This window comes from Rhodopseudomonas sp. BAL398, from assembly GCF_033001325.1.
Taxonomy (GTDB): domain Bacteria; phylum Pseudomonadota; class Alphaproteobacteria; order Rhizobiales; family Xanthobacteraceae; genus JARJEH01.
The window spans coordinates 2,530,662-2,543,244 of record NZ_CP133111.1 but is presented as its reverse complement, the minus strand read 5'-3'; the positions used below and the strand labels follow the sequence as shown (position 1 = coordinate 2,543,244).

Below are 12,583 nucleotides of genomic sequence, written 5' to 3'. Positions count from 1 at the left end.
ATGAACATGAGCGGCGTTAACGAAATCAGGTCCACGTTTTTGAACTACTTCGCCAGCAACGGCCACGAGATCGTGCCGTCGTCGCCGCTGGTGCCGCGCAACGATCCGACATTGATGTTTACCAATGCCGGCATGGTGCAGTTCAAGAACGTGTTCACCGGGGTCGAGAAGCGCACCAATCCGCGCGCCACCACCTCGCAGAAATGCGTCCGCGCCGGCGGCAAGCACAATGACCTCGACAATGTCGGCTACACCGCGCGGCACCACACCTTCTTCGAGATGCTGGGCAATTTCTCGTTCGGCGATTATTTCAAGGATCGCGCCATCGAGCTGGCCTGGAACCTGATCACCAAGGAATACGGCCTGTCCAAGGACCGGCTGCTGGTGACGGTGTATTCCGAGGACGACGAAGCGTTTGCGCTGTGGAAAAAGATCGCCGGCCTGCCGGACTCCAAGATCATCCGGATCCCGACCTCGGACAATTTCTGGCAGATGGGCGACACCGGCCCGTGCGGGCCGTGTTCGGAAATCTTCTTCGACCATGGCGACAAGATTCCCGGCGGCCCTCCGGGCTCGCTCGATGAGGATGGCGACCGCTTCATCGAGATCTGGAATCTGGTGTTCATGCAATATGAGCAGATCGCGCCGGGCAACCGGCTGGCGCTACCGAAACCGTCGATCGACACCGGCATGGGGCTGGAGCGGGTCGCCGCGGTGTTGCAGGGCAAGCACGACAATTACGACATCGACCTGTTCGTTTCCCTGATCCGCGCCATCGCCGAACTGACCGGCGCCGATCCGCACGGCCCGCAGAAGGCCTCGCTGCGGGTGATCGCCGACCATCTGCGGGCATCGTCGTTCCTGATCGCCGACGGCGTGCTGCCGTCGAATGAGGGCCGCGGCTATGTGCTGCGCCGGATCATGCGCCGGGCGATGCGCCACGGCCAGCTGCTCGGCGCCACCGAACCGTTGATGTGGCGGCTGGTCTGGGCGCTGGTGCGCGAGATGGGCCAGGCCTATCCTGAACTGGTGCGCGCCGAGCCGATGATCGAGGAGACGCTGCGGCTGGAAGAAACCCGTTTCCGCAAGACGCTGGACCGCGGGCTGATCATTCTCGACGAGAAGAGCAGCAGCCTGAAAAAGGGCGACATGTTCGACGGCGAGACCGCATTCACGCTGTACGACACCTATGGATTTCCGCTGGACCTGACCCAGGACGCGCTGCGCAACCGCGGCATCAGCGTCGACATCGCCTCCTTCACCGACGCGATGGACCGCCAGCGCGCCAAGGCGCGGGCGTCATGGTCGGGCAGCGGCGACACCGCCTCGGAGAATGTCTGGTTCGGCCTGCGCGAGACGCTCGGCGCCACCGAATTCCTGGGCTACGAGACCGAGACCGCCGAAGGCGTGGTCGGCGCGCTGGTCAAGGACGGCCAGCAGGTCGATCAGCTCGGTCCCGGCGAGACCGGCGCGATCGTGCTGAACCAGACCCCGTTCTACGCGGAGTCAGGCGGCCAGGTCGGCGACACCGGAACGATGGCGGGCGAGGGCGTCGTGTTCCACGTCACCGAGACCCAGAAGCGCGCTGGAGATCTGTTCGTTCATATCGGCACGGTCGAGCGCGGCACGCTGAAACCCGGCGCGGCGCTGCTGCTCGAGGTCGATCACACGCGGCGCAGCGCGATCCGCGCCAATCACTCCGCTACCCATCTGCTGCACGAGGCGCTGCGCCAGGTGCTGGGCGATCACATCGCCCAGAAGGGCTCGCTGGTGGCGCCTGACCGGCTGCGCTTCGACTTCGTGCATCAAAAACCGATCACGGCCGACGAGTTGCGCCGCGTCGAGGACATCGCCAACGAGATCGTGCTGGAAAACGACGAAGTCACCACCCGGCTGATGGCGGTCGACGACGCCCGCGAGGCCGGCGCCCGCGCGCTGTTCGGCGAGAAATATGGCGACGAGGTCCGCGTGGTGTCGATGGGCAAGACCGCGCGCGAGACCGGCAATAATGCGCTGGGCTGGTCGGTCGAATTATGCGGCGGCACCCATGTCCGGCGCACCGGCGATATCGGGCTGATCTCGGTCACCGGCGAGAGCGCGGTCGCCTCCGGCGTGCGCCGGATCGAGGCGCTGACCGGGCGTCAGGCCCGCCACAATGCCAATGCGGCGATCGCCACCGCTCGCGCGGCAGCGGCCGAACTACGTACCCCGCTCGAGGAGATGCCGGCGCGGATCGCCGCCTTGATGGACGAGCGCAAGAAGCTCGAACGTGATCTAGCCGAGGCGCGCAAGCGGCTGGCGATGGGTGGCGGCGCCGCGGCCGGTGGTGTTGCGGCCAATGGCGCCGGCGTGCGCGAGGTCGGCGACGTCAAGCTGATGGCGCGCGCGGTCGAGGGCATCGAGATGAAGGATCTCAAGGGCTTGGCCGACGACGGCAAGAAGCAGCTCGGCTCCGGCGTGGTGGCAATCGTCGGCGTCACCGACGACGGCAAGGCCGGCGTCGTGGTCGGCGTCACTCCGGATCTGGTCAAGCGCTTCAACGCCGTCGATCTGGTCAAGATCGCCTCGGGCGCGCTCGGCGGCAAGGGCGGCGGCGGCCGCCCCGACATGGCGCAGGCCGGCGGCCCCGACGGCACCAAGGCGGCAGCGGCACTCGACGCCATCGCGGCCGCGATGGGCGCATCCTGACGCGCGACCCAATGGGTCGCGCCGGCTGAATCGTCGCGACGCTGCCTCGGGCGGGAAGTTATCACCATGCCGCCTTCGCCATCGCTGAATCGACGACCGCACGATCGCTGGATCGGATTGGCCCTTCTCGCGGTCACCGCCTTCGGCTGGGGGCTGAACTGGCCGGCGATCAAGATCCTGCTCGCCGATTGGCCGCCGCTGTTCTCGCGCGGCGTGTCGGGCGTTGCCGCCGCGATCATCCTGGCGCTGATCGCGCGCGGGCGCGGCGAGAGCCTCGCGGTGCCGCGCGGTTTCGGCGCCCGGCTGTCGTTCGCGGCCTTCACCAATGTGTTCGCCTGGATGGGCTTCGGCACCATGGCGATGAAATATCTCAGCGTCAGCGAAGGATCGCTGCTGGTCTATACGATGCCGATCTGGGCGACGCTGTTTGCCTGGCCGGTGCTCGGCCAACGACCGGCCTGGCGCGATGGCGTCGGCCTGCTGCTCGGGATCTGCGGCATCGCCGTGCTGTTCGGCGGCCAGTCGCTGGCGCTGGGTCCCGATCGGCTGATCGGCGTCGGCCTGGCGCTGGCAGCCGCGACGCTGTTCGCGCTGGGCGGCGTGCTGACCCGGACCGCATTGCCGATGCCGCCGACTGTGCTGGTGGCCTGGCAGGTCGGGCTCGGCTGCCTGCCGATGATCGGTCTCGGGCTGATGTTCGAGCGACCTGATATCGGCGCGCTCAGCGCCGGCGGCGCCGCGGTGTTGCTCTATATGACGCTGGTGCCGATGGGGCTGTGCTATCTCAGCTGGTTCGCTGCGCTCGGTCGGCTGCCGACCACGACGGCGTCGATCGCCATCCTGGTGGTGCCGATCATCGGCGTGGTCGCAGCCGCGTTGGCGCTGGGCGAACCGCTGGGCTGGCGTCAGGTCGCGGCCCTGGTGCTGACATTGGCCGGCGTCGCGCTGGCGCTGCAGCGGCCGAAGCCGGCGTCGACGGTCTGAGCCGACTTGCCGACCTGCGGTTTGCATTGATGCGGCAAGCTCAATAAGAGAGCGGCTCGCGCGGACGGGGCAATTTCAAACTGGATCGACGATTATGACAATGCAATCAGACCGTGCTCAAGACCGCGCGCTGGGCTGGCGGGTCGAGGAGATTTGCCTGAACGCCTGGCCGGCGTTGCGCTGCGTGGTGCATGGCGGCTGGCTGGCGCGGTTCGGCGAGGGCGTGTCGCGCCGCGCCAATTCGGTCAATCCGCTACGCGGCGATGCCACCTCGATCGCCGCCGAGCTCCCGTTCTTCACGCAGCTCTATCACGCGCAGAACGAGCCCTTGATCGTGCGGGTGCCGGCTTTGCTCGATCCGCAAATCGCGGGCGAGCTGGAGCAGCTCGGCTTTGCGGCCGAAGGCGAGAGCTGCACGCTCTATGGCGACCTTGCCGGCCGCAGCCAGGCGGCCGATGCCGCGGTGACGATCGAGACGGCGGCCGGCGCCGACTGGCGCGCGGCGATGAGCCGATTGCAGAACCATGCGCCGGCGCAGGCCGCGATCTATGGCCGCGTGATTGATGCGATCGCGCTGCCGGCCGGCTTTGTGGCGCTACGCCGCGACGGCGAGATCGTCGCCACCGCCTATGGGGCGATCCAGGACCGCTTGCTGTGCTGCGAATCGGTGGTGGTCAGCGAGCGCCATCGCGGCGCCGGCCTCGGCGCGCGGATGATGCTGGCGCTGTTCGCCTGGGCGGCGACCCGCGGCGCGGAGGCCGCCTGCCTGCAGGTCACCGCCGACAATGCCGCCGGCCGCGCGCTGTATCGCAGCCTCAAGCTCGATACCGAATTGCATCGCTATCACTATCGCCGGGCGCCGGCCGGGTAGCTGATCGGCGCGACGCGCATCACGCCCGCCAGTCATTCCGGGGCGCGAGGCCGCAGGCCGAGCGAACCCGGAATCCATACTCCCGGTGTGCAAGATCACCCGCTGACGTCGGCCTTGGATGTCGAACGCGGGCACAGGGGTTATGGATCCCGGGTTCATTCGCAGCTTGCGCTGCTCACGCCCCGGGATGACAGTTTGAGGGTTTAATGGTGCCGCGTCGCGCGCTCGCGCCACGTCGCGCTCACGCCACCGCAATCGTCCGGCGCAGAAAGGCGAAGCCGAGGGCCTGGCTCTGCGCCTGTTTGAGATTGTCGACCCCGCCGGAATGGCCGCCGGCGACGGTCTCGTTGAACCAGACCCGATAGTTCGATTGTTCGAGCCGCGCCGCCATCTTGCGGGCGTGGCCGGGATGGACGCGGTCGTCGGTGCGGTTGGTGGTGATGAAGATCGGTGGATAGGGCCGGCCGGCTTCGATCAGGTGATAGGGCGAGAATTTGCGGATGAAGTCCCACTCCTCGGCATTGTCGGGATCGCCATATTCGGCGATCCAGCTTTGCCCCGCCAACAGCTTGGTGTAGCGCGCCATGTCCAACAGCGGCACCGCGCACCACACCGCGCCGAACAGCTCCGGATAGCGCGTCAGCATATTGCCGACCAGCAGTCCGCCATTGCTGCCGCCCTGGCAGGCGAGCTGCTGCGCCGTGGTAACGCCGCTGGTGGCGAGATCGCGCGCCACCGCGGCGAAATCGTCATGGGCGACGTGCTTGGTGGCCTTGCGCGAAGCCAGATGCCAGGCCGGGCCGAATTCGCCGCCGCCGCGGATATTGGCCAGCGCATAAAGGTGGCCGCGTTCGAGCCAGAGCTTGCCGGTGACGCCCAGATAGGCCGGCGTCAGCGACACTTCGAAGCCGCCATAGCCATACAGGATGGTCGGGCGCGGGCCTTTCGCCGCCAGATCCTTGCCGATCAGGAAATACGGAATCCTCGTGCCGTCGGCGGCGACGGCGTGGCACTGCTTGACCTCGATGCCGGTGGCGTCGAACGAGGTCGGCGCCTGTTTCAGCGGCTGCGGCGCGCCGCAGCCGGTCCACAGCGCGGTCGAGGTCGGGCGCTCGAAGCTGGTGATGGTGAGCAGAATGTCGGTGCCGAGATCAGGATCGTCCTCGCCGCCGAAAGCCTGCGCGCCGATCGAGGCGTTGTCGGGCAGGCCGGGAATCGCGCTCTCGGTCCAGCCGGCCTCGCCGCGGCTGGCGAGCACGACGCGGCCACGGACATTGTCGAGGATCTCCAGCACCACGCCGTGGCGAGTCTCCAGCCAGGATTGCAGCGCGCGGGTCGGCTCCGGCCTGAACACGATCTCGAAATCGCGCACACCCGCGAGAAAACGATCGAGCGCGATCGCCACCAGCGCGCCGGACGCGATGGTCTGTCCGCCGATGGCCCAATCCTGTTTCGGGCTGACCAGCAGTGTGGCGGCCTCGTGCGAGAAGGCGACTTCCTCGGGCAGCTCGAGCCGGATGCGTTGCCCGGCATAAGCGCCGTGCCGTGGTTCGATGAAGCTCTGCGAGCGGGTGAAGTCCAGCGCGCGCGCATAGCTGACCGATTCATGGCCGGGCCGATGGTTGACGCCGAACCAGGCGGCGACGTCGTCCGGCTCCACGGCGAACACGGTGTCGGCGGCGGCGAGCGGCGTGCCGCGCCGCCAGCGCCGCACCAGCCGCGCATAGCCGGCCGCGGTGGTGTCGTCGGCGCCGAAGGCGCTGCCGAACAGGATGGTGTCGCGGTCGAGCCAGGCGACCTGGGTCTTGGCCTGCGGCAGCACGAAGCCGCCGGCGACGAAGCTCTTGCCGGCGAGGTCGAATTCGCGGACCTCGACTGCGTCGGTGCCGTTGAATGACAGGCTGACCAGCGCCCGGCTCTTGTCGGGCGAGCGCACGGCTCCGGCGAAGGCCCATGAAACGCTCTCTGTGGCGTTGAGCGCGTCGATGTCGAGCAGCACGTCCCAGTCCGGCGCGGCGCTGCGATAGCTGTCGAGCGTGGTGCGTCGCCACAGCCCGCGCGGATGGGCCGCGTCCTTCCAGAAATTATACAGCCAGTCGCCGGATTTGCCGACGAAGGGGATGCGGTCGTCGGCATTGAGGATCGCCAGCGCGGCGTCGAAATCGGCGCGGTAGGAATCGTCGCAAAGCGCCGTGTCGGTGCGGGCGTTCTGCGCCTCGACCCAGGCCACCGCGCGCTCGCCCTCGATCTGTTCGAGCCAGAGCAAGGGATCGGCGCTGCCGTCGGTGGGATTGGGGGGAATGGTCATTTGCTCTCCTGACGCGGGCGGGCCGTAGCACAAGCCGCATCAGATAGACTGTTGGCGGCGATCCGCAACGCCTGATCACTCGGCGGTGGCGCGGCCTTCGCGCAATGGTTTTCTGCGCTCGTCGCGCTCCTCATGGATGATCGCGATCACCTTGCCCATCGGCAGGCCGAGCGTCTGCAGCACCGTGCTGGTGATCTCGAAACTGGCCTCCAGGACTTCGCGCACCACCTCGCTGGCGCCGAGCCGGAACAGCCGCACCGCATGTTCGGCGTCGCGGGCGCGCACGATCACCGGAATGTCGGCGCGCTCGGCGCGGGCGGCGGCGACCACGCGCTCGGCGGCTACTGAATCGTGCATGGTGATGACCAGCGCGGGAGCTTCGGCCAGACCGCATTTGCGCAGGAAGGCGCGCTGCGAGGCGTCGCCATAGACCAGCTGGCGGTCGGATTTGCGGCTCGTCGACACCAGATCGGCGTCGATCTCGATGGCGATCAGCGGCTGCCCCTGCTTTTGCAGGATGTCGCAAACGACCCGACCGACCCGGCCATGCCCGACCACGATGGTCCGCCCGGGCTCGATCGGGCCGGGATTGCCATAGCCGTCCTCGACCGCGACCTTGTTGCTGACGCGCGCCCCGGCTTTGCGGCCGAGCCGGGCCAGATAGGGCGTCAGCAGCATGGTGCCGGACGCCACCAGCAGCATGAATTGCTCGACATCGTGGGTCAGCAGCCCGCTGGAGCTGGCGAGGCCGAGTACCAGAAAGGCGAATTCGCCGCCGCCGGCGAGCAACAGGCCGGTCTCGACCGCTACCGGCCAAGCGAGGCCAAACAGCCGCGCCAGCGTGACGATCATCGCCGCCTTCAGCGCCACCATGCCCAGCACCGATGTCGCCAGCATCAAGGGCTGGTTCGCCACTTCGGCGAGGTTGATCCGCATCCCGACCGAGATGAAGAACAGCCCAAGCAGCATTCCCTTGAACGGCTCGATATCGACTTCGACCTGGCGGTGGAATTCAGTCTCCGACAGCAGCAGCCCGGCCAGGAAGGCGCCGAGCGCCATCGACAGGCCGGCGACATGGGTCAGCAGCGAGGTGCCGACCACCACGAACAGGATCGTCGCCATGAACAATTCGCGGTTGTGGGTCTGCGCCACCTGGCGAAACAGCCGGCGCAGGATCAGCCGGCCGACGCCGACGATCAGCACGATCGCGAGCGCTGCCTGCAGCAGCGCCAAGGCCAGCCCCGCCCACACCGAATCCGTGGTGAGCGCGGCGATGCCGCCGGAGCCGTTGCCGCCGAACACCACGATCAGGAACAGGATCGGCACTACCGCCAGATCCTGCGCCAGCAGCACCGAAAAGATGCTGCGTCCCGTCACCGAGGCCAGCCGCTTCTGCTCGGCGAGCAGCTGCAGCACGATCGCGGTGGAGGACAGCGCCAGGCAGGCACCGATCACCAGACTGGCGTCGACCGGATTGCCGAAGGCGATGGAGACGGCGCTGATCGCCGCGGTGGTCAGCACCACCTGCAGCATGCCGAAGCCGAACACCAACCGGCGCATCGTCCACAGCCGGTCGAACGACAATTCCAGCCCGATCGAAAACAGCAGGAAGGCGACGCCGAGCTCGGCGAGCCGGTCGACCGCGTCCTGAGAGGTGATCGAAATCCAGCCGAGCCAGGGCAGGGCGCCGTCGAGCCGGCCGAGACTGTTCGGCCCCAGCACCAGGCCGGCGATCAGAAAGCCCAGCACCGGCGACACCCGCAGCCGCGCCATCAGCGGAATCACCACGCCGGCGGTGCCGAGAAACACCAGCGCTTCGCGATAGACTCCGATGTCAGTTGCAGCGGCCATGACTCAACTCAACCACGGTGAGCCGGAGCTGGCGAGCGAGCGGATCAAATTCCGTCGCCCACTGCGGCAATGTTTCGCGGCGCCGGAGTGGGGATTAGCGCTTTCGGCCAATTGTGTTGCAGCGTGCCCCGGATGCTGCGCAACGCGCCGCGCTTGCGGCGTGGTGCGCTGCTAAGCCGGGGCCCCTCTATTGGTGTTGGCGCTGACACCGGGGTCCCGGTTCTGTGAAGCGGCGCGGAGCCCGTGCTCGGCCCGCGCGAAGCGCGGACCCGGGTGTGCCGCATCGCGCCCGGGACACAAGAGATTGTCATCGGTCGGCGCTTTGCGTCGACCGATGACGCGCGATGACGAACGAGATGTCCGCGCAGCCGCCTTAAGCCGCGGCCGGCGCCATCGCCTTGGTCAGGTTCTCGGCGACCTTGTCGAGGAAGCCGGTGGTGGAGAGCCAGCGCTGGTCGGCGCCGACCAAGAGCGCCAGATCCTTGGTCATGTAGCCGGCCTCGACGGTGTCGACGCAGACCTTTTCCAGGGTCAGCGCGAAGGCCTCGAGGGCGGCGTTGTTGTCGAGCTTGGCGCGATGCGACAGACCGCGGGTCCAGGCGAAGATCGACGCGATCGAGTTGGTCGAGGTCTCCTTGCCCTTCTGGTGCTCGCGATAATGCCGGGTCACGGTGCCGTGGGCGGCCTCGGCCTCGACGGTCTTGCCGTCCGGGGTCATCAGCACCGAGGTCATCAGGCCGAGCGAGCCATAGCCCTGGGCGATGGTGTCGGACTGCACGTCGCCGTCATAGTTCTTACAGGCCCAGACATAGCCGCCGGACCATTTCATCGCCGCCGCCACCATGTCGTCGATCAGGCGGTGTTCATAGGTGATGTTCTTGGCGGCGAATTTGTCCTTGAATTCAGCGTCGAACACCTCCTGGAAGATGTCCTTGAAGCGGCCGTCATAGACTTTCAGGATGGTGTTCTTGGTCGACAGATAGACCGAATAACCCTTGGCGAGGCCCTGATTCATCGAGGCGCGGGCAAAATCGGCGATCGAGTCGTCGAGATTATACATCGCCAGCGCGACGCCCGCGGAGGGCGACTTGTAGACCTCGCGCTCGATCACCTGGCCGTCCTCGCCGACGAATTTCATCGTCAGCGTGCCCTTGCCGGGGAACTTGAAATCGGTGGCGCGATATTGATCGCCGAAGGCGTGGCGGCCGATGATGATCGGCTTGGTCCAGCCCGGCACCAGGCGGGGCACGTTGTTGCAGATGATCGGTTCGCGGAACACGACGCCGCCGAGGATGTTGCGGATCGTGCCGTTCGGCGACTTCCACATCTGCTTCAGGCCGAATTCCTTCACCCGGGCCTCGTCCGGGGTGATGGTGGCGCATTTGACGCCGACGCCGACCTTCTTGATCGCATTGGCGGCATCGATGGTGACCTGGTCGTCGGTCTGATCGCGATATTCCATCCCGAGGTCGAAATACATCAGCTCGATATCAAGGAAGGGGTTGATGAGCTTGTCTTTGATGTACTGCCATATGATGCGCGTCATTTCATCGCCATCGAGTTCAACGACGGGGTTGGTCACCTTGATTTTCGCCATGCGGGATCGGGCCTCTTTGAGACAGCGCTTGAAGGGCTGGATGGGGCGTGGATTGCCGAGGCCGCTATAGCACTGCGCGGCGAGGGCTGGAAGGTGAATGGAGATGCAAACTGGACGGAATCGCATCACCGGCGGGCGCAATCGGCGCAATCGGCACCTGGCGGGGGTGTGGACCCGCCGCTTGAGATTTTTAATGAAGCGTTAAGGCACGCGGCTGAAGTTCTTAATGAAGCGTAAAGAATGGCTGTAAGCGCAAGAGTTTGCTCTGGAAATCATTCGCAACTGGGCGGCCGGATGGACCGGTGCGGCGGGCGGTTGTGGTCGCCGCCTGATGCACTGCCTCAACGCCCCAGTTCGACGGCGGGGCCGCGGCGCTGTATGGCCGGGCAGGCTGCGGCCCGAATCAGAAACCGAATCAGAAAGTGACGCACTATGTCCGGTTCAGGCACCGATAAGACCAAGCCGCAGGCCGATCTGGCCGGTCCGGTTGTGATTCTGGTTGAACCGCAACTGGGCGAAAACATCGGCATGTGCGCCCGCGCCATGGGTAATTTTGGCCTAACCCGCTTAAGAATTGTTAAACCCCGCGACGGCTGGCCCAATGTCCATGCCAGGCGGGCGGCCTCCGGCGCCGATTACATTCTCGATGCGGTGCAGCTGTTCGACACAGTCGAGGCCGCGGTCGCCGATTGCACGTTGCTTTTCGCCACCACCGCGCGGGCCCATGACCAGGCCAAGCCGGTGCTGGCACCGGAACCCGCGGCCCGCGAAATCTCCGCGCAGGTGGCGGTGGGCGGCACCGCCGGGATCCTATTCGGCCGCGAGCGCTACGGGCTGGAGAACCAGGAGGTGGCGCTCGCCGATCGCATCATCACCTTTCCGGTCAACCCGGCCTTTGCCTCGCTCAACCTGGCGCAGGCGGTGCTGCTGATCGGCTATGAATGGTTCAAGCTCGCCACCGCCGGCGCGCTGCCGTTCGGCATGCCCGAGCGCTCCGAGCGCGCCTCGCAGCATCAGATGCAGGCGTTCTTCGACAATCTGGTGCGCGAGCTCGACAAGGTCGAGTTCCTGCGCCCGGTCGAGAAGCGCGACACCATGCTGGTCAATCTGCGCAACATCTTCACCCGGATGGAGCCGACCAAGCAGGACATGCACACGCTGCACGGCGTGGTGATGGCGATCGCGGAAGGCCGCAAGGGCCCGGCCAAGGGCGGCGTGCTCGACGGCGAACAGGCGACCAGGCTGCGGGCGCTCTTGGCCGAGCACGGCCAAAGCGCGCTGCCGCATGAAAGCGGCACGGTGCGTGGGTTGGCGCGGCTGCTGCGCCGCAACCCGACCGACGCCGAACGGCTGCTGTGGGACGCGCTGCGCACCGACCGTCGCTTCGCAGGCACCTTCAAGCGCCAGACCCCGGTCGGCCGCCACATCCCGGATTTCGTCTCCTTCGTCCGCCGCATGGCGATCGAATTGGTGAATCCCGACGAGACCGATGTGATTCGCCAGGACCGCGCCGCGCGGCAGCAATGGCTCGAGGCCCGCGACTACCGCGTCGTCAGCATCGCGGCCGACGACGTCACCACCGACCTTCCCGCGGTGCTGGGCCGGCTGGAGACCGCGCTGGCGGGGTGAGCGCAGCGGCGTCATTTACGGGCGCGATGTGTCCCGGACGCGGTGCGGTATTCGTCATGCCGCTCCGCAGAGCCGGGACCCCGGATCGGGTGACGCGGCTCTGGCGCTAATCCAGGGGCGCCTTGCTGAATGTCAGCTCGAGCCCGGCGCGCTGTTGCAGATAGCCGATCACGCTGAACAGGTTTTTGGCCTGCGGATTGCCACGCGGCCCGAACATCCGGATCAGGCTTTTCGGTGGTGTATCGGTCGCGGCGCCAAGCTGCTCGAAACCGACCGTCGCCTTGATGTAATCGCGGAGGATGGTCTTGCCGGCGTCGATGTCTCCCCGGAGCATCACCTCGATCCCCTCGCGCAACAGCGCGTCGGCGAAGGCAGGGTCGGCGCTGACATGGTGCTGAACCAGTCCCTTGAAGCTTTTTGTCTGTGCCATTTCCTGCTCCTTTCCGCGAACCAATCCGCAAACGGGCTGTCGCCGCCCGAGAGATAGTAGCGAATCTCAAGCATCAGAGAGGGTAACATAAGTGTTACCCTCGGTCTAGCGAGATCCGGGTATTCGCACTTCCCGCATATCGCTGCGCTCATGCGGGCTTCTGTAACGGGCAGTGGTTAGTCAATCCCTTTTTACGTGATCCTCTCGCCGGCGACTTGCTTCTGT

Annotated in this window: 8 protein-coding genes; 4 read left to right on the top strand and 4 right to left on the bottom strand. The window is 66.5% G+C overall.

The annotated features are described in order from the left end of the window. The first annotated feature begins 6 nt into the window (after positions 1-6). The 3 genes from alaS (at position 7) to RBJ75_RS12110 (ending at position 4,543) form a co-directional block, all read left to right on the top strand. Positions 7-2,688: an alanine--tRNA ligase gene (gene alaS, locus RBJ75_RS12120; RefSeq protein ID WP_044410751.1), complete on the top strand. Its 2,682-nt coding sequence runs from the start codon at positions 7-9 to the stop codon at positions 2,686-2,688. 66 nt (positions 2,689-2,754) lie between these two features. Further along, on the top strand, positions 2,755-3,672 hold the full coding sequence (locus tag RBJ75_RS12115) for a DMT family transporter (protein WP_044410746.1): 918 nt from the start codon (positions 2,755-2,757) through the stop codon (positions 3,670-3,672). 94 nt (positions 3,673-3,766) lie between these two features. Then, positions 3,767-4,543: a GNAT family N-acetyltransferase gene (locus RBJ75_RS12110; protein WP_234707401.1), complete on the top strand. Its 777-nt coding sequence runs from the start codon at positions 3,767-3,769 to the stop codon at positions 4,541-4,543. 241 nt (positions 4,544-4,784) lie between these two features. Here the strand turns inward: RBJ75_RS12110 and RBJ75_RS12105 are convergent, their stop codons facing one another. From RBJ75_RS12105 to RBJ75_RS12095, 3 genes are all read right to left on the bottom strand, one after another. Further along, positions 4,785-6,851, bottom strand: a complete 2,067-nt coding sequence (locus RBJ75_RS12105; RefSeq protein WP_044413426.1) for a prolyl oligopeptidase family serine peptidase — start codon at positions 6,849-6,851, stop codon at positions 4,785-4,787. A 75-nt stretch (positions 6,852-6,926) separates the two neighbouring features. Next, a complete protein-coding gene (locus RBJ75_RS12100; RefSeq protein ID WP_044413423.1) occupies positions 6,927-8,702 on the bottom strand; it encodes a cation:proton antiporter in 1,776 nt (591 codons plus the stop codon). A 373-nt stretch (positions 8,703-9,075) separates the two neighbouring features. Continuing rightward, positions 9,076-10,299 (bottom strand): NADP-dependent isocitrate dehydrogenase, encoded by a 1,224-nt coding sequence (locus RBJ75_RS12095; RefSeq protein ID WP_044415045.1) that lies wholly within the window; start codon positions 10,297-10,299, stop codon positions 9,076-9,078. A gap of 432 nt (positions 10,300-10,731) precedes the next feature. Here RBJ75_RS12095 and RBJ75_RS12090 point away from each other — a divergent pair, with 432 nt between their 5' ends. After that, complete coding sequence (locus tag RBJ75_RS12090; protein WP_044415043.1) at positions 10,732-11,928, top strand: TrmJ/YjtD family RNA methyltransferase; 1,197 nt, start codon at positions 10,732-10,734, stop codon at positions 11,926-11,928. A gap of 106 nt (positions 11,929-12,034) precedes the next feature. On the opposite strand, the gene RBJ75_RS12085 is transcribed toward RBJ75_RS12090, so the two are convergent. Further along, positions 12,035-12,358 carry a hypothetical protein gene (locus RBJ75_RS12085; RefSeq protein WP_044415041.1) on the bottom strand — a complete coding sequence of 108 codons (324 nt, stop codon included), beginning with the start codon at positions 12,356-12,358 and terminating at the stop codon, positions 12,035-12,037. Positions 12,359-12,583 lie beyond the last annotated feature (225 nt).